Raw genomic sequence first — 16,338 nt, 5'->3', positions numbered from 1 at the left:
AGCGGAGGGGCGAGCGCGGAGAGGCGAGCGCGGATGGAAATCTCGGCCGGACGGCGCATCCCGGGGCGCCGCTCCCCCGGCAACGCACGGCAGCACCTTGACGCCACGGCCCGGGATAGCGGACGTAAGGCCTTGCCCAAAAGGAGAACAGAAATGCGCTTGAGACGCCTCGTACCGGTCCTGATCGCGGGCCTCGCCGCCGTCCCGGCCTCGGCCCAGGACCTGACCGGAACCCTCAAGAAGATCAAGGATACCGGCGCGATCACCCTGGGATACCGCGACTCGTCGGTGCCGTTCTCCTACCTCGACGGCGATCAGAAGCCGGTCGGATACGCGATGGACATCTGCAACAAGGTGGTGGATGGGGTCAAAGCGCATCTGAAGCTCGACAAGCTCGAGACCAAGCTCAACCCGGTGACCTCGGCCACGCGCATCCCGCTGATCGCCAACGGCACCGTCGACCTCGAATGCGGCTCGACCACCAACAACGCCGACCGCCAGAAGCAGGTCGCCTTCACCAACACCCACTTCCTGACCGCCACCCGCTTCGTCGCCAAGAAGGCCAGCAACGTCGGGAAGTTCGAGGATCTGAAGGGCAAGACCGTGGTGTCGACCTCCGGCACCACCAACATCCGCCAGATCAACGAGTACAACACGGCCAACAAGCTCGGCCTCACCATCCTGCCGGCCAAGGACCACGCCGAGGCGTTCCTGATGGTCGAGACCGGGCGCGCGGTCGCCTTCGTGATGGACGACGTGCTGCTGGCCTCGCTGGCCGCCGGCTCCAAGGATCCCGACGCCTACCTCATCTCCAAGGACACGATCTCGAAGCCCGAGCCCTACGGCATCATGCTGCGCAAGGACGACGCGCCGTTCAAGAAGGTCGTCGACGACGCCACGGCCGCGTTCTACCGCAGCCCCGAGGGCAAGACGACCTACGACAAGTGGTTCACCAAGCCGATCCCGCCGCGCAACATCAACCTCAACCTGCCGATGGACGAGGCGCTCAAGAAGGCCTTCGCCAGCCCGAGCGACAGCCCCGACCCGGCGATGTACTGAACGTGCCGCCCTCCGCACCCCGTGCGGAGGGCTTTTTTTCGGGCGGGCGCCGAGCGCCCGCCGCCCCGCGGCGTCTTCCGCGGTGGATATCGTTGATTCCGGCCCGAGCGCGGCCGAGAATGGCTTAGGGTCAGGGAGGCGGCGCCGGCTCTCCGGAGCCTGCCGGCGGGGCGCGACATGAACTACAACTGGAATTGGGGCATCTTCTTCGACCTGTCGCCGGAGGGCACCGGCACCTACGCGGACATGCTCCTCTCCGGTCTCGTCTGGACGATCGTCACGGCGCTCTGCGCCTGGGTGATCGCCTTCGCGATCGGCTCGCTCATCGGCGTGATGCGCACCCTGCCGAGCCGCGCCGCGCAGACCGTCGGCAACGCCTACGTCGAACTCTTTCGCAACATCCCGCTGCTCGTGCAGATGTTCCTCTGGTACTTCGTGCTGCCGGAACTGCTGCCGCAGAGCTGGGGCGACTGGCTGAAGCAGCTGCCGAACGCGCCCTTCTACACGGCGGTGGTGTGCCTGGGCTTCTTCACCGCCTCGCGCGTGGCCGAGCAGGTGCGCGCCGGCATCCAGGCCCTGCCGCGGGGCCAGCGCATGGCCGGCACGGCGCTCGGGCTCACCACCGCCCAGACCTACCGCTACGTGCTGCTGCCCAACGCCTACCGCATCATCCTGCCGCCGCTCACCTCCGAGTTCCTGAACAACCTCAAGAACACGTCGGTGGCGCTGACCATCGGGCTGCTCGAACTCACCGCCCGCGCCCGCTCGATGCAGGAATTCTCCTTCCAAGTCTTCGAGGCGTTCACCGCCGCGACCGTGCTGTACATCATCATCAACCTCGTGGTGGTGACGGCGGCGGGCTACCTCGAGCGCCGCGTCGCGGTGCCGGGTGGCCGCTGACCGATGCCGCTCTCCCTCCCTCCCGCCCGCGGTTGACGCCACATGCTCGCGAATTTCGACTTCAGCGTCATCCTGAACTCGTGGCGCTACCTGTTTCTCGACGGGATGACCTTCACGCTGACGCTGACGGCGCTCGCCGCGGTCGGCGGCGTGATCCTCGGCACGCTGATCGCGATGATGCGGCTTTCCGGGCTCCCGGTGCTGCCGCAGGTGGCCAAGGCCTACGTCAACTTCATGCGCGCGCTGCCGCTCGTGCTGGTCATCTTCTGGTTCTACTTCCTCGTGCCGTATATCGGGCAGTGGCTCACCGGAGCGGAGCGGCCGATCCAGGTCGGCGCCTTCACGTCGAGCCTCATCACCTTCACGCTGTTCGAGGCGGCCTACTTCTCGGAGATCATGCGGGCGGGCATCCAGTCGATCCCCAAGGGGCAGACCGCGGCGGCCTCGGCGCTCGGGCTGACGTACTGGCAGACGATGGGCAACGTCGTCCTGCCCCAGGCCTTCCGCAACATGCTGCCCGTCCTGCTGACCCAGACCATCGTGCTGTTCCAGGACACCTCGCTGGTCTACGTCCTGTCGATCACCGACTTCCTCGGCGCCGCCTCCAAGGTGGCGCAGCGCGACGGCCGCCTCGTCGAGATGTACCTGTTCGCGGCCCTCGTCTACTTCGTGATCTGCCTCCTCGCCTCGATGCTCGTGCGCCGCCTGCAGCGCCGCATCGCCATCATCCGCTGACGCTCAGAGACGCCGCCATGACTGCATCCGCGATGCCGCAAGCCGCCGGCCCCATGATCGACATCGATCACATCAGCAAGTGGTACGGCGATTTCCAAGTGCTGACGGACTGCACCACCAACGTCGCCAAGGGGGACGTGGTGGTGGTCTGCGGCCCCTCGGGCTCCGGCAAGTCGACCTTGATCAAGTGCGTCAACGCGCTCGAACCCTTCCAGAAGGGCCAGATCACCGTCGACGGGACGAAGATCGCCGACAAGAAGACGAACCTGCCGAAGCTCCGCTCGCGGGTCGGCATGGTCTTCCAGCACTTCGAGCTGTTTCCGCACCTGTCGATCACCGACAACCTCACGCTGGCCCAGCGCAAGGTGCTCGGCCGCAGCCGGGACGAGGCGCAGCAGAAGGGCACGGCCCTCCTCAAGCGCGTGGGGCTCGAAGCGCACGCCCACAAGTTTCCGGGCCAGCTCTCGGGCGGGCAGCAGCAGCGCGTGGCGATCGCCCGGGCGCTCGCCATGAACCCGGTGGTGATGCTGTTCGACGAGCCGACCTCGGCCCTCGACCCCGAGATGGTGGGCGAGGTGCTCGACGTGATGGTGCAACTGGCCCGCGAGGGCATGACCATGATGGTGGTGACCCACGAGATGGGCTTCGCCCGCAAGGTCGCCAACCGCGTGATCTTCATGGACCGCGGCGAGATCGTCGAGGACGCCAAGAAGGAAGAGTTCTTCGGCTCGCCCCGCAGCGAGCGCGCCCAGACCTTCCTGTCGAAGATCCTGTCGCACTGAGGCCGGCCGGCCCCCGATGCGGTGGATCGGCCGGCTCCTCGTCGTCGCCTTCGCGCTCTGCGTCGCCATCCCGTGCGGCGCCGCCATGCTCGGCCTCGGCGCGCTCCTCGACCCGGCCCTGCGCGACCTCGCCGGCACGCTCGGGCTCGCAGCGATCGAGGCGATCCTCGCCGAACTCGCGGCCGGCTATCCGCCGGATCCCGGCATGCTCGATGCCGTGCTCACCGCCGGGCGGGCACTGGTGCTGCTCGTCGTCGTGCCCCCGACGCTGAACGCGGTGGTCGGCGAGGTGCTGCGCTGGCGCTCGCTCGCGTGGTACGGCGGCGCCACCGGCTTCCTCACCGCCCTCCTGCCGTGGCTGATGCGCGGCGCGCCGCAGGCCGGCCCGGCCGCGGCCGCCGAGGGCCGGATCACCGCCATCCTCTTCCTCACGGGCGGCGTGGCGGGCCTCGTCTACTGGCTGCTCGCGGGCCGCTGGACCGGGCGCCCGCCCGCCACCATGCCGCTGCCGCGGCGGTGAACGAGGCCCGCGCGGGCCTCGTCATGACACGGCCTGAGGCCGCGGCCGCGTCAGTCGCAGCCCTCCTTGTGGACGGTCTTCGACTCGCCGAGGCTATTTTCCTTGTGCACCGTCTTGGAGCCGCAGCCGGTCCCGTCGGTGGAGCGCGTCACGGTCTTGCGCTCCACGGAGCCGGTGGTCTCCCGCTCGACCACGGTGTCGGCCGGACCATCGCGCCGGATCACGGTGGTGTCCTGGGCCAGGACGGCGGTCGACACCCCGGCCAGGGTCGCGGCGGCACTCAGGGCGATCAGAATCGTGCGCATCGTGTCTGCTCCCGTGTAGAACGGGCGCTCAACGTCAGGTTGACCAATCCGGTTCCGGGCGAGGCGGGGCGGCGGATCCGAGTGATCGTGCGCGCATCTGCGGCCGGGGCCGGATGTCTCTCGCGGGCGCCGGCAGGACTGGCGGGGGCGCCCGCCACCCTCGCCCGTATCCTGGCGAGAGTGGCGGAACGCCGTGGGCGTCAGTGGAAGTACTGGCCGCCGTTGATGGTCAGGGTCGAGCCGGTGATGAAGCCGGCCTGCTCGCCCGCCAGGAACTCCACCGCGCGGGCGATCTCCTCGGCCTCGCCGAGGCGGCCGACCGGGATCTGCGGCAGGATCTTGGACTTCAGCACCTCCTCGGGCACGGCCTTCACCATCTCGGTGGCGATGTAGCCGGGCGCGATCACGTTCACGGTGATGCCCTTGTTGGCGTTCTCCTGGGCGAGCGCCTTGGCGAAGCCGATCACGCCGGCCTTGGCGGCCGAGTAGTTGGTCTGGCCCATCTGGCCCTTCTGGCCGTTGATGGACGAGATCAGGATGATGCGCCCGAAGCCGCGCGCCCGCATGCCATCGATCACGGGCCGCGTGCAGGTGAACATCGAGTCGAGGTTGGTGCGGATCACCGCCTGCCACTGCTCGAAGCTCATCCGGTGGAACATGCCGTCCCGGGTGATGCCGGCGTTGTTGACGAGGATGTCGACGGGGCCGAGCTCGGCCTCCGCGGCCCGGATGCCCGCCTCGCAGGCGGCCGGATCGCCGACGTCGAACTTGAACACCGAGATCCCGGTCTCGGCCTTGAAGGCGTTGGCGGCCTCGTCGTTGCCGCCGTAATTCGCCGCCACCTTGTAGCCGGCCGCCTTCAGGCCCTTCGAGATCGCGGCGCCGATGCCGCGCGTTCCGCCTGTCACCAGTGCGACGCGTTCTGCCATGTGCCTCTCCTCAGTGGTGCGTTGTCTTCCCTAGAGACGGGGGGCCCTTTCGAGAAGGGCCTCTCCGCTTGGTCTGTCTTGGCTTTTATGGTTGGGCGGCCCGGGAGCCCGGACCGCCGCGAGGCCCCGGCCGCTCAGCGCTCGAGGCACTCAGCGCTCGAGGCACATGGCGACGCCCATGCCGCCGCCGATGCACAGGGTGGCCAGCCCCTTCTTGGCGTCGCGGCGCTGCATCTCGTGCAGCAGCGTCACCAGCACGCGGGCGCCCGACGCCCCGATCGGGTGACCGATGGCGATGGCGCCGCCGTTCACGTTCACCTTGGCATCGTCGAAGCCCAGGTCCTTGTTCACCGCGAGCGCCTGGGCCGCGAAGGCCTCGTTGGCCTCGATCAGGTCGAGGTCGGAGGCCTTCCAGCCGGCCCTCTCGAGGGCCTTGCGCGAGGCCGGGATCGGGCCGGTGCCCATGATCTTCGGATCGACGCCGGCGGTGGCCCAGGAGCGGATGGTGGCGAGGGGTTTCAGGCCGCGCTTCTCGGCTTCCGCCGCCGACATCAGCACCAGGGCGGCGGCGCCGTCGTTGATGCCCGAGGCGTTGCCGGCCGTGACCGTGCCCTCCTTCGAGAAGGCGGGCTTCAGCTTGGCCATGCCCTCGGCCGTCGCGCCCTCGCGGATGTACTCGTCGGCATCGACCACCACGTCGCCCTTGCGGCCGGGCACCGTGACGGGGACGATCTCGTCCTTGAACCGGCCCTCCTTCTTGGCCGCCTCGGCCTTGTTCTGCGAGCGGGCCGCGAAGGCGTCCTGCTCCTCGCGGGTGAGCTGCCACTGCTGGGCGATGTTCTCGGCGGTGTTGCCCATGTGGTAGCCGTTGAAGGCGTCCATCAGGCCGTCCTTCAGCATCGTGTCGACGAGCTTGAGGTCGCCCATCTTCTGGCCGCCGCGCAGGTACTGGGCGTGGGGCGCCATCGACATCGATTCCTGGCCGCCCGCCACGATGATGTCGGCGTCGCCGTTGGCGATCTGCTGCATGCCGACCGCGACGGTGCGGAGCCCCGAGCCGCAGAGCTGGTTGAGGCCCCAGGCGGTTTTCTCCTGCGGGATGCCGGCGGCCATGGCGGCCTGGCGGGCCGGGTTCTGGCCCTCGCCGGCGGCGAGCACTTGGCCGAAGATCACCTCGTCGACCTCCTCGGGGGAGACCTTGGCCCGCTCCAGCGCCGCCTTGATGGCGATCGCGCCGAGCTTGTGGGCCGGCACGGTGGCGAAGGCCCCGTTGAACGACCCGACCGGCGTGCGGGCCGCGCCGACGATGACGATATCCTGCTTCTCAGCCATGAGCCTCTCCTCGAAACCTGCCGCCGGCTCTTCCGCCTGGGACACGCGCCCCGCGCTTCGCGTCCCGGGCGAGACCGGCTCTCAAAGAGCCGATGAAGCCCCTTGCCCCAGGGAAGTCAAGCTGGCCTGCGGTAGCGAAGAGCTGGGTTGCAAGGCACGGTTTGGGTGGACGCCGTGCAGATTGCTGTTTTCGCCGGCATGGGAAGGCCTTAAGGTCTCACCCAGGCTACGCGACAAAAACCGTCCCCGGCGCCGTTCGGCAGCCCGGCGGCAGGTGACCTTGAGGAGACCCCGTCGAGATGGCGGACAGCGGCAAGTCAACTCCCACCGTCATCAAGAAGTACGCCAACCGGCGTCTCTACCACACCGGCACGTCGACCTACGTGACGCTCGAAGACCTGGCCGCGATGGTGCAGGCCGGCGAGGACTTCGTGGTCTACGACGCGAAGTCCGGCGAGGACATCACCCGCTCGGTGCTGGCTCAGATCATCTTCGAGCAGGAGAACAAGGCCGGGACCGAGAACCTGCTGCCCGTCGCCTTCCTGCGCCAGCTGATCCGCTTCTACGGCGACAGCATGCGGGCGATGGTGCCGAGCTACCTAGAATACTCGATGGACCATCTCGCGCGCGAGCAGAACGGCCTGCGCGAGAAGATGTCCCAGACCTTCGGGGCGAACGCCTTCCAGCACGCGATGGAGGAACAGGTCCGCGCCAACATGACTTTCTTCAGCGAGGCCATGCGGATGTTCGCGCCGTTCGCGCAGGCCGGCCAGCCGGAGAAGCCGGCCGAGGCGACCCCGCCCGCGCCTGCGCCCGCCGCCTCGAAGGGTGAGCTCGATGACCTGAGACGCCAGATGCTGGAGATGCAGAGCCGCCTCGACGCCCTGGCCAAGAAGTAGGCCTTTAGCGGGGAGGCGGTTTCGCAGGGCTGAGGTCTCGCGGTCCAGTCCTTGCGGCACACGCCGTCGAACCCCGCGGGGAGGCTGGAACATGTCCCATTCCGACACGGAGCGGACGGAGACGGACGAGGCCGCGCCCTCGCGGGCGCTCACGGTGATCGAGGCGCCGCGGCCGGCGGCGAGTGTTTCCGCCCGCCCGCTGGCGACCTTCCTGGTGCAGCTGATCGATGGTCCGTCCGGGGCCTTGCGCCCCTCGCGCCTGCGGCGCAGCCGCGAGGCGTCGGAGCGCTACGCGGCGGGAGCCCGGCGGCTCGGAGGACGGGGGGCGGCCCGGGCCACCCCGACAGGCGGCGCAGCCGCCCCGAAAGCCATCACGCCTCGGTCTTGACCTTCATCACCTGCCGGCCGCGGTACATGCCGGTCTTCAGGTCGATGTGGTGCGGGCGGCGCAGCTCGCCCGAATCCTTGTCCTCGACGTAGGGCGGGGCCTTGAGGGCATCGGCGGAGCGGCGCATGCCGCGCCGCGACGGGGAGGTCTTTCGCTTCGGAACGGCCATGACACGTCGTCTCTTGCAACAAAACGGGCGCGGGGCCGCTCCGGGCGGAGCCGCCGCGCACCCTGGGATCCGATTGGAGCGCGGCTTATACCGGGCACGGACCGCGCTGGCTAGCCCCCAACCGGAGGTGCGGACGCGGCCGCGATCGGCTAGAGCATTTTCCGACGAAGTGGATGCCGGTTCGTCGCAGAAAATGCGGCAAATCAAAAACTTAGAGCAGTGCCCGATTGCAACGCGATCGGGCACTGCTCTAAGCATCCTGCGCCGCCACGGCCGCCGGTTCGGCGGCCGTGTGCAGGATCGAAGCCCCGGCCGGGCCGCCCCGCGCGGGTCCGCCGGGACCCGACAGCCACCGGGCGGGACAGCCCGGGCTGCTCTTCAGGGAGGAACCACCGTGCCCCGTTGCGCCCGTCTTCCGTATGCCCTCGTGCCGCTCGCCCTCGGCCTCCTCCTCGCGGGCTCCGCCGCGGCGCAGGTCTCCGACGACGTGGTGCGGATCGGGGTGCTCACCGACCTCTCCGGCCCCTACGCGGACAGCGGCGGCAAGGGATCGGTGGCCGCCGCCCAGATGGCGGTGCGCGACGCAGGGGGGAAGGTGCTCGGCAAGCCGGTCGAGGTGGTCTCGGCCGACCACCAGAACAAGCCGGACGTCGCCTCGGCGCTGGCGCGGCGCTGGTACGACGTCGACCGGGTCGACGCGATCATCGACCTGCCGGTCACCGCCATCGCGCTCGCCGTCCAGGCGGTGGCCCGCGAGAAGAACCGCACGGTGATGATCACCTCGGCGGCGACCCAGGATCTCACCGCCAAGTCCTGCTCGCCCGTGAGCTCGCACTGGACCGACGACACCCATGCGCTCACCGCCGGCACCGCCCGCGCGGTCTACGAGCGCGGCGGCAAGTCGTGGTACTTCATCACCGTCGACCACGCCTTCGGGGCTGCCCTGCAGAAGCAGGCCACCGAGGTCATCCAAAGCCTCGGCGGCAAGGTGGTGGGCACCTCGCGCCATCCGATCGGCACCTCCGACTACTCGTCCTTCGTGCTGCAGGCCCAGGCCTCGGGCGCCGACGTGGTCGCGCTGGCGAGCGTCGGCGACGACTTCATCAAGGCGGTCAAGCAGGCCAACGAGTTCGGGCTGATGACCGGCAGCCAGACCATCGCGGGCTTCCTCGTCTACGTCACGGACATCCACGGCCTCGGGCTGCCCGTGGCGCAGAACCTGACCTTCTCGTCGGTCTTCTACTGGGACCAGAACGACGAGACGCGGGCCTTCGCCAAGCGCTTCTTCGAGGCGGTGGGCAGCATGCCGACCAAGATCCATGCGCTGATCTACACGGCGACGCGCCACTACCTGAAGGCGATCGAGGCGGCCGGCACCGACGAGGCGCTCGCCGTGAACAAGGCGATGCGCGCGGCCCCCGTGGCGCTGTTCGGGCAGAGCGCGACCCTGCGGGCGGACGGGCGCCTGCTCTACGACACCACCCTCTGGCGCGTGAAGACGCCCGCCGAGAGCAAGCGGCCGTGGGACTACTACGTCCCCGTCCGCACCATCCCGGCCGCGGAGGCCTTCCTGCCGATGAACCCGGCCTGCGCGGGCGGCTGAGCCGGCCCTGAGCATCATTCCGCCGGCCGGATCGGCCGGTGCCGCCTGATCGGCTGGTGCCGAAGCGGTCGCCGGTTCGGCGGCGGCCGTGATGCACCATCAAGAGCCTCAGCAGACTTGTCCCGTGCAGGTCTGCTCAGGCTTGCGCGCGAGGGCGATCACGGGCAGGTGGCGGGGGAGGATTCCGCTCACAGGGACGCGCCGGAGTTGCAGAGAGAGTTCGTCGGCCTCGCCCACCTCGAAGGGCTGCTCGGTTACACCCTGCGGCGCACCCAGGTCGCCATCTCCCGCAGCTTCGTCCAGATCTTTTCCGATCTCGACGTGCGCCAGACCCAGCTCGGCGTCCTGAACGTCATCGAGGGCACGCCGGGCCTCAAACCGAGCCAGATCGGCGCGCTCATCGGCATCAAGCGGGCGAATGTCGGGCCGCTCCTCGACGAGCTGGAGCGGCGCGGCCTCGTGCGGCGGGAGCCCGCGCCCGCCGACCGGCGCTCGCACGCGCTGTTCCTCACCGAGGCCGGCGCGGCGCTGATGACCGAACTCCACCGCCGCGAGGCCGCGCACGAGGAGCGGATCGCCACCCTGCTGGAGCCCGAGGAGCGCGCGGTGCTGCTGCGCCTGCTGCGTCGCGTGGAGCAGGGCTGCCGCGACATGGCGGACGAGGAGGCGGGACCGGAGGGGGACGAGGGGCTGTGATACGGTTTACGCTTGATTCGTTCGAGTAAAGAAGTGGCGTTTCTCCCCTCTCCCGAGTGGGAGAGGGGTTGGGGGTGAGGGTGGCGACGGTTCAATGTGAAGCGCTGAGCCTCGTGCTGGCAGCGGGACGTTCGGTGCTCGACTCAGAACCGTCACACCCTCACCCCTACCCCTCTCCCACTCGGGAGAGGGGCTCCCGCGCTTCATTGATTCCTGGACAGATCAGGCGGAAATCGTGTGAGCGGCGGCCCGGCGGGCGTGCCCGGGCTCAGCCTTTCCGCCGCGATCAGGCCTCAGTGGGACCGGTCGGTCCGGTCCGGCGCGTGGCCCAGGTTGCTGTGCCGGTGATGCGCGTCGCGCTCGCCGCCGCCGCCGGAGACCCCGGATTTCGACGTGTTGGTCGGGCTGCCGGGCGTCGGGCCGTGATGCTCCTCGGTGGCGGGCTCGGACTGGTCCTGGTGGCTGCTGCCGGGGCCGCCGTGATGGCGGTTCGCGGCGGGGTTCTTCTTCGACGTGCTCATCACCGGTCCTGCTGGTAGCCCTGGTTCACCGTGTTCACCTTGGTGTTCCCGGTCTGGCCGATCTTGTCGGGATCCTTCGTCTGCGAGGAACCCTGGCCCTCGGCGAGCGGGGCCGGCGCGGCGCTGCCCGGCCCCTTGTCGGACCGGTTCGCGGGCGGGACGGGAGGGGGCTTCGTCGTCATCGTTCCTCCGGTGCTGGTGATGTCGAGCCAACCCCGGGGGAGTACGCCCTGTTCCATCGCCCGGCGGCCGGGCTCAGGCGGCGCGGCGCTCCGCCGCCGGGCGGCGTCCGAATTCCAGCGCGCCGTCCTCCAGGCTGCCGAAGCGCAGGGTGGCGAGGTCGAGCAGGTAGTTCTGGTAGAGCTTCCAGGGCTTGCTCGCGCCCTGCTTGGGCAGCAGATCGTGCGCCCGCTGGATGTAGCCGGACGAGAAATCGATCAGCGGCGCCTCGCCGGTCGCCTCGCCCCGGCGCGGCACGCACCACTCGTCGCCGCGCGCCGCCATGCGGTTGATCAGGCGGCAGACGAAGCGCGCGGTCAGCTCGCATTTGAGGGTCCAGGAGGCGTTGGTGTAGCCGATCGCGACCGCGAGGTTCGGCACGTCGCTCAGCATCATCCCCCGGTACAGGAAGGTCGCGGGCGCCTCGACCGGGCGCCCGTCGACGGTGAGCGTCAGGCCGCCCATCATCCGCAGCTTGAGGCCGGTGGCCGCCACCACGATGTCGGCGTCGAGATGCCGCCCGGAGGCGAGCTGCAGTCCGCGCGGCGTGAAGGTCTCGATCCGGTCGGTCACCACCGAGGCTTGGCCGGAGCGGATCGACTGGAACAGGTCGCCGTCCGGCACGAGGCAGAGCCGCTGGTCCCAGGGCTTGTAGGCCGGCGTGAAATGCGTGGCGACGTCGTAGTCCGGCCCGAGCTGCCGGCGGGCCAGCCCGATGATCTGGCGCGCCATCCAGTCCGGCTTGCGGCGGGCGAACTGGTAGAAGGCGAGGGTGAGAAACACGTTCTTCCAGCGCGCGAGGCCGTGCGCGAGGCGGGCCGGCAGGCGGCGGCGCAGCCAGTTCGCGATCGGGTCCTCGGCCGGCATCGTCAGCACGTAGGTGGGCGAGCGCTGCAGCATGGTGACGTGGGCGGCACTGCGGGCCATCTCCGGCACCAGCGTGACCGCGGTGGCGCCGCTGCCGATCACCACCACGCGCTTCCCCGCGTAGTCGAGATCCTCCGGCCAAGCCTGCGGGTGGATGATGGGCCCGGCGAAGCGCTCGGTGCCGGGCCAGTCCGGCCGGTAGCCCTCGTCGTAATCGTAGTAGCCGGCGCAGACGTAGAGGAAGCGGCAGGTGAAGCGGACCGGCGCGGGATCGTCGCCGACCTGCACCTCCACGCGCCAGCGCGCGTCCGCCGCGTGCCAGGCGGCCGAGACGACCCGGTGGCGGTAGCGGATCCTGCGGTCGATGCCGAACTCGGCGGCCGTCTCGTGCAGGTAGCGCAGGATCGCCGGTCCGTCGGCGATGGACCGGTCCCCGGACCAGGGCCGGAAGCTGAAGCCGAAGGTGTAGAGATCGGAATCGGAGCGCAGGCCGGGATAGCGAAACAGGTCCCAGGTGCCGCCGATCGCCTCGCGCGCCTCCAGGATGGCGTAGCTCTGCGTCGGGCAGCGCGTCTGCAGGGCGTGGCCCGCGCTGATGCCGGAGATGCCGGCGCCGACCACCAGCACGTCGAGGTGCCGGGCGCCAGTGGCGTCGGACGGGGCGGAGCTGGAACTCACGGGGCGTCGCCTCCTCGGTCGGGGACTGGCGTCTCGCCTCCGGCGCGACGTTCGCCTCCGGCGCGAAACACCAGGGTGAGATTGTTGGCCGGCATCGCGATCCGCTCGGCGAGGATGAGCCCGCGCGCGCGGGCGCAGGCGGCCAGGTCCGCCACCTCGCGCAGGCCCCAGGCCGGGTCGCGCCGCCGCAGATCGGCGTCGAAGGCGGCGTTGCCGGGGGCGGTGGAAACACCTTGCTCCAGGAACGGGCCGTAGAGCACCAGCGGCGCGCCCGCCGGCAGGAGGCGGCCGGCCCCCGCCATCAGCCCTTCGGCCGCCGCGATGGGGGCGATGTGGACGAGGTTGATCGCCACCACCGTGTCGGCCCGCTCCACCGGCCAGTGCGGGGCCGCCGCGTCGAGGGCGAGGGGCGGCAGGAGATTGGGCAGGCCCGCCATCCGGGCATGCGCCGCGATGCTGCGCCGCGACGCCGGCTCCGGGTCGCTCGGCTGCCAGACGAGGCCGGGGCAGGCCCCCGCCACGTACACGGCGTGCTCCCCTGAGCCGCTGGCCACCTCCAGCACGAGGCCCGTGGGCGGGAGCACGCGGCGCAGCACGCCGAGGATCGCCTCCCGGTTGCGGGCGACCGCAGGCGCGATCAGCGCCTCCCCCTCCAAGTCCCATCCGAGCATCGCGCGCCCTGCTCCGCCGCGCCCCGCGCCGTCCGGCGGCGCGGGCGGACTCTAGGCAGGATCGCTCCGAACGGGTAGGGGCGGGAGCGCGGCCGTCTCTGCCGAAGGCGCGGCCGCATCGCCATCGCCGGCCGCATCCCGCGGATCGCCAGGAGACGCCCCCGCCGTGCCACTGCCGCTCCCCGCCGCGCATCCGGTGCCGCCGGGCGAAAGATCGCCCGCCGCGGCGGGCCGGGACGGGCGCGTCCACGCGGTGCTGCGGTCCCGCACCGAGGCGGCCCATCGGCGGCTCGACGCGGCCTTCGACCTCGCGCGCCTGCCCGAGCGCGGCCCCTACGGCGCCTTCCTGCGGGCCTCGGCCGCCGCGCTGATCCCGCTGGAGGCGCGGCTCGACGCGTCCGAAGCCGCCTCCGTGCTGCCGGACTGGCCCGCGCGCCGCCGCGGCGCGGCGCTGCTCGCCGACCTCGCGGGTCTCGGCGAGCCCTGCGCGCCGGCCAGCCCCATCGGGGGTCTCTTCGACCGCGACACGCTCCTCGGCGTGCTGTACGTGCTGGAGGGCTCGCGGCTCGGCGGGGCGATGATCCGGCGGGCGGTGCTCGACGGAGGCGATCCGGCGGTCTGCGCCAACCTGCGCTACCTCGACCACGGCCGCAGGCAGCGCCTGTGGCCGAGCTTCCTCGCGCGGCTCGACCGCGCGGCGCCGGACGAGGCGGGCCTCCGGCGGATGACCGAGGGGGCGCTCGCCGCCTTCGCGGCCTTCGAGCGCGCGGCGGCGGAATCTGACGCCGGGTCCCTGGCGGTCCGGCAGGGCTAGTCGAGGATCCCGGATCGGTCACGGAAGGATGCACGGGCGGCCATGACCTACGAGTTCGAGTTCGGCGAAGTCTTCGCCTACTGGCCCGAACTCGCGGCCGGCGCCGCCCACACCCTGATCCTGTCGATGCTGGCCATGGCCATCGGCATGGTGGTGGCGGTGCTGGGCGCGCTGGCCAAGACCTCGGGGCCGGTCTGGCTGCGCTGGATCATCGACGCCTACATCGAGCTGATCCGCAACACCCCGTTCCTGATCCAGATCTTCCTGATCTTCTTCGGCCTGCCCTCGATCGGGCTGCGCCTCTCGCCCGACGCCGCCGCGCTGACCGCGCTCGTGGTCAATGTCGGGGCCTACGGCATCGAGATCATCCGCGCCGGCATCGAGAGCATCGACGGCGGCCAGATCGAGGCCGGCAAGTCGCTGGGGATGAAGCCGCTGCAGATCTTCCGCTACGTCGTGCTCAAGCCGGCGATCCAGGCGATCTACCCGGCGCTGACGAGCCAGTTCATCCTGCTGATGCTGAATTCCAGCGTCTGCTCGGCGATCGCCGCGAGCGAGCTGACGGCGGCGGCCGGCGACATCCAGTCCCGCAACTTCCGTAGCTTCGAGGTCTACCTCGTCGTCACGGGCATCTACTTCGCCATCTCGGTCGTGCTGTGGACCGCCTTCGCGGGCATCGAGCATGCCTTCCTGCGCAAGCCCAGCCGCCGATAGGAGCGCCCCGCCATGCGGACGTTGAGCGAAGGCGACATCCTGTTCATCCTGCTGGCGGTGCGCTGGACGCTGCTCCTGTCGCTGATCGCCTTCCTGGGCGGCGCGCTGGGCGGACTCGCGGTGGCGCTCGCGCGCACCGGCGAGATCCGGCTCCTGCGCCTCCTGGCGCGCGGCTACATCACGGTATTTCAGGGCACCCCGCTGCTGATGCAGCTCTTCCTGGCCTTCTTCGTGCCCAGCATCTTCGGGATCAACGTCGATCCCTGGACCGCGGCGGCGCTCGGCCTGTCGCTGCACGCGAGCGCGTTCCTGGGCGAGATCTGGCGCGGCAGCATCGAGACCGTGCCGCGCGGGCAGACCGAGGCCGCGACGGCCCTGGGCCTGCGCTACTGGCCGCGCATGGCGCTCGTGGTGGTGCCGCAGGCGGTGCGCATCGCCGTCCCGCCGACCATCGGCTTCCTGGTCCAGCTCATCAAGGCGACCTCGCTCGCCTCGATCATCGGCTTCGTCGAGCTGACGCGCGCCGCGCAGATCATCAACAACGCCACCTTCCGGCCCTTCACGCTCTTCGGGCTGGTGGCGCTCGTCTATTTCGTGATCTGCTGGCCGCTCTCGGCCTACAGCCGGCGGATCGAGAGGAAGCTCACCCTCGCGAGCCGATGAACGGCCGCGTGCGGCGGACAGGGAGGAACCGGATGACGCGAGTGACGATGGTGCGGCGGCGCTTCGGATCGATGCTGGCGGGGGGCCTCCTGTTGGCTGGCCTCTTTGCCGGCCTCGCGGCGGGCGCGAGTCCGGCCGCGGCGGCGACGCCGGAGGAGATCAAGGCCAAGGGCAAGGTCGTGGTCGGCGTGCTCACCGACTACCCGCCCTTCGGCGGCACCGACGCCCAGCAGCAGCCCGCGGGCTACGACGTCGACGTCGCCCGGCTCTTCGCCAAGAAGCTCGGCGTCCAGCTCGAACTCGTCCCGGTGACGGGGCCGAACCGGATTCCCTACCTCCTCACCAACAAGATCGACCTCCTGATCGCGACCTTCGGCATCACCGCCGAGCGCTCGCGGCAGGTGCTCTTCTCCAACCCCTACAGCGCGCTGACCACCTACGTGCTGGCGCCGAAGTCGCTCGCCATCAGCAAGCCCGAGGACCTGAAATCGGTGACGATCGGGGTGGCGCGGGCGAGCACGCAGGACACCGCCGTCTCGGCCATCGCGCCCTCCGGCACCCGCGTCATGCGCTTCGACGACGACGCCACCACCACGCAGGCGATCATCTCGGGCCAGGTGCAGTCGATCGGCGCCAGCAACACCGTGCTCGCGCAGCTCACCAAGGACTACGCCTCGCTCCAGATCGAGCCGAAGTTCAACCTGCGCCAGCAGGCCAACGGCATGGCCTTCCGCAAGGCGGACACGGCCCTGCGCGACTACGCCAACGGCTTCATCGCCGAGATCGCCGGCAACGGGCAGCTCGACGAGATCAACAAGCGCTGGTTCGGCACCCCGCTCGGCACGCTGCCGCCGATGCCGCAGTTCTGAGCCGC

At 70.3% G+C, this 16,338-nt stretch carries 21 protein-coding genes; 13 read left to right on the top strand and 8 right to left on the bottom strand.

Annotation, left to right across the window (positions count from 1 at the left end; all coding sequences use genetic code 11):
- The first annotated feature begins 153 nt into the window (after nt 1–153).
- The 5 genes from ACKUB9_RS18240 (at nt 154) to ACKUB9_RS18220 (ending at nt 3,996) form a co-directional block, all read left to right on the top strand.
- The gene (locus tag ACKUB9_RS18240) at nt 154–1,059 is read left to right on the top strand and encodes a transporter substrate-binding domain-containing protein (protein ID WP_407525051.1); all 906 of its coding nucleotides are present in this window, start codon (nt 154–156) and stop codon (nt 1,057–1,059) included.
- A gap of 177 nt (nt 1,060–1,236) precedes the next feature.
- On the top strand, nt 1,237–1,959 hold the full coding sequence (locus ACKUB9_RS18235) for an amino acid ABC transporter permease (protein WP_407525048.1): 723 nt from the start codon (nt 1,237–1,239) through the stop codon (nt 1,957–1,959).
- 42 nt (nt 1,960–2,001) lie between these two features.
- On the top strand, nt 2,002–2,694 hold the full coding sequence (locus ACKUB9_RS18230; protein WP_407525045.1) for an amino acid ABC transporter permease: 693 nt from the start codon (nt 2,002–2,004) through the stop codon (nt 2,692–2,694).
- Nucleotides 2,695–2,747: 53 nt separating this feature from the next.
- The gene (locus tag ACKUB9_RS18225) at nt 2,748–3,476 is read left to right on the top strand and encodes an amino acid ABC transporter ATP-binding protein (RefSeq protein WP_407525274.1); all 729 of its coding nucleotides are present in this window, start codon (nt 2,748–2,750) and stop codon (nt 3,474–3,476) included.
- Between the two features lie 16 nt (nt 3,477–3,492).
- Nucleotides 3,493–3,996, top strand: coding sequence for a hypothetical protein (locus ACKUB9_RS18220; protein ID WP_407525042.1), 504 nt, complete (start codon nt 3,493–3,495; stop codon nt 3,994–3,996).
- A 50-nt stretch (nt 3,997–4,046) separates the two neighbouring features.
- Here the strand turns inward: ACKUB9_RS18220 and ACKUB9_RS18215 are convergent, their stop codons facing one another.
- From ACKUB9_RS18215 to ACKUB9_RS18205, 3 genes are all read right to left on the bottom strand, one after another.
- The gene (locus ACKUB9_RS18215; protein WP_407525039.1) at nt 4,047–4,301 is read right to left on the bottom strand and encodes a hypothetical protein; all 255 of its coding nucleotides are present in this window, start codon (nt 4,299–4,301) and stop codon (nt 4,047–4,049) included.
- A gap of 200 nt (nt 4,302–4,501) precedes the next feature.
- Entirely contained in the window at nt 4,502–5,230 is a 729-nt protein-coding gene (gene phbB / locus ACKUB9_RS18210; RefSeq protein ID WP_407525036.1) for an acetoacetyl-CoA reductase, read from the bottom strand.
- Nucleotides 5,231–5,380: 150 nt separating this feature from the next.
- Complete coding sequence (locus ACKUB9_RS18205) at nt 5,381–6,562, bottom strand: acetyl-CoA C-acetyltransferase (RefSeq protein WP_407525033.1); 1,182 nt, start codon at nt 6,560–6,562, stop codon at nt 5,381–5,383.
- A gap of 299 nt (nt 6,563–6,861) precedes the next feature.
- On the opposite strand from ACKUB9_RS18205, the gene phaR reads away from it, so the two are divergent.
- The gene (phaR, locus tag ACKUB9_RS18200) at nt 6,862–7,461 is read left to right on the top strand and encodes a polyhydroxyalkanoate synthesis repressor PhaR (RefSeq protein WP_407525030.1); all 600 of its coding nucleotides are present in this window, start codon (nt 6,862–6,864) and stop codon (nt 7,459–7,461) included.
- A 91-nt stretch (nt 7,462–7,552) separates the two neighbouring features.
- On the top strand, nt 7,553–7,849 hold the full coding sequence (locus tag ACKUB9_RS18195) for a hypothetical protein (protein WP_410825862.1): 297 nt from the start codon (nt 7,553–7,555) through the stop codon (nt 7,847–7,849).
- On the opposite strand, the gene rpmF is transcribed toward ACKUB9_RS18195, so the two are convergent.
- Complete coding sequence (gene rpmF / locus ACKUB9_RS18190) at nt 7,833–8,018, bottom strand: 50S ribosomal protein L32 (protein WP_410825860.1); 186 nt, start codon at nt 8,016–8,018, stop codon at nt 7,833–7,835. The genes ACKUB9_RS18195 and rpmF overlap by 17 nt on opposite strands.
- A 394-nt stretch (nt 8,019–8,412) precedes the next feature.
- Here rpmF and ACKUB9_RS18185 point away from each other — a divergent pair, with 394 nt between their 5' ends.
- Both ACKUB9_RS18185 and ACKUB9_RS18180 read left to right on the top strand, forming a co-directional pair.
- Nucleotides 8,413–9,621 (top strand): ABC transporter substrate-binding protein, encoded by a 1,209-nt coding sequence (locus tag ACKUB9_RS18185; RefSeq protein ID WP_407525024.1) that lies wholly within the window; start codon nt 8,413–8,415, stop codon nt 9,619–9,621.
- 207 nt (nt 9,622–9,828) lie between these two features.
- The gene (locus tag ACKUB9_RS18180; RefSeq protein WP_287740889.1) at nt 9,829–10,317 is read left to right on the top strand and encodes a MarR family winged helix-turn-helix transcriptional regulator; all 489 of its coding nucleotides are present in this window, start codon (nt 9,829–9,831) and stop codon (nt 10,315–10,317) included.
- A gap of 293 nt (nt 10,318–10,610) precedes the next feature.
- On the opposite strand, the gene ACKUB9_RS18175 is transcribed toward ACKUB9_RS18180, so the two are convergent.
- The 4 genes from ACKUB9_RS18175 to ACKUB9_RS18160 all read right to left on the bottom strand — a co-directional run bounded on the left by ACKUB9_RS18175 (nt 10,611) and on the right by ACKUB9_RS18160 (nt 13,273).
- Nucleotides 10,611–10,838 carry a hypothetical protein gene (locus ACKUB9_RS18175; RefSeq protein ID WP_407525022.1) on the bottom strand — a complete coding sequence of 76 codons (228 nt, stop codon included), beginning with the start codon at nt 10,836–10,838 and terminating at the stop codon, nt 10,611–10,613.
- Nucleotides 10,838–11,020 carry a hypothetical protein gene (locus ACKUB9_RS18170; RefSeq protein WP_407525019.1) on the bottom strand — a complete coding sequence of 61 codons (183 nt, stop codon included), beginning with the start codon at nt 11,018–11,020 and terminating at the stop codon, nt 10,838–10,840. Before ACKUB9_RS18170 ends, ACKUB9_RS18175 begins: the two co-directional genes overlap by 1 nt.
- Nucleotides 11,021–11,093: 73 nt before the next feature.
- The gene (locus tag ACKUB9_RS18165) at nt 11,094–12,602 is read right to left on the bottom strand and encodes a flavin-containing monooxygenase (protein WP_407525017.1); all 1,509 of its coding nucleotides are present in this window, start codon (nt 12,600–12,602) and stop codon (nt 11,094–11,096) included.
- Nucleotides 12,599–13,273: a DUF938 domain-containing protein gene (locus ACKUB9_RS18160; RefSeq protein WP_407525014.1), complete on the bottom strand. Its 675-nt coding sequence runs from the start codon at nt 13,271–13,273 to the stop codon at nt 12,599–12,601. The genes ACKUB9_RS18165 and ACKUB9_RS18160 overlap by 4 nt, the downstream gene beginning before the upstream one ends.
- Before the next feature lie 166 nt (nt 13,274–13,439).
- On the opposite strand from ACKUB9_RS18160, the gene ACKUB9_RS18155 reads away from it, so the two are divergent.
- Genes ACKUB9_RS18155 through ACKUB9_RS18140 form a run of 4 tightly spaced genes read left to right on the top strand, consistent with a single transcriptional unit; the run spans nt 13,440 to nt 16,333 of the window.
- On the top strand, nt 13,440–14,087 hold the full coding sequence (locus ACKUB9_RS18155) for a biliverdin-producing heme oxygenase (protein WP_407525011.1): 648 nt from the start codon (nt 13,440–13,442) through the stop codon (nt 14,085–14,087).
- A 42-nt stretch (nt 14,088–14,129) separates the two neighbouring features.
- Nucleotides 14,130–14,801: an amino acid ABC transporter permease gene (locus ACKUB9_RS18150; protein WP_407525008.1), complete on the top strand. Its 672-nt coding sequence runs from the start codon at nt 14,130–14,132 to the stop codon at nt 14,799–14,801.
- Between the two features lie 12 nt (nt 14,802–14,813).
- Nucleotides 14,814–15,464 carry an amino acid ABC transporter permease gene (locus ACKUB9_RS18145; RefSeq protein ID WP_407525006.1) on the top strand — a complete coding sequence of 217 codons (651 nt, stop codon included), beginning with the start codon at nt 14,814–14,816 and terminating at the stop codon, nt 15,462–15,464.
- Nucleotides 15,465–15,496: 32 nt separating this feature from the next.
- On the top strand, nt 15,497–16,333 hold the full coding sequence (locus ACKUB9_RS18140; RefSeq protein WP_407525003.1) for a transporter substrate-binding domain-containing protein: 837 nt from the start codon (nt 15,497–15,499) through the stop codon (nt 16,331–16,333).
- Nucleotides 16,334–16,338: the final 5 nt, after the last annotated feature.

Origin of the sequence: Methylobacterium oryzisoli (genome assembly GCF_046557895.1) — a bacterium.
GTDB classification, from domain to species: Bacteria; Pseudomonadota; Alphaproteobacteria; order Rhizobiales; family Beijerinckiaceae; genus Methylobacterium; species Methylobacterium oryzisoli.
Note: the sequence above shows the minus strand (reverse complement) of the source record. Positions and strands in the feature narration are given on the sequence as shown.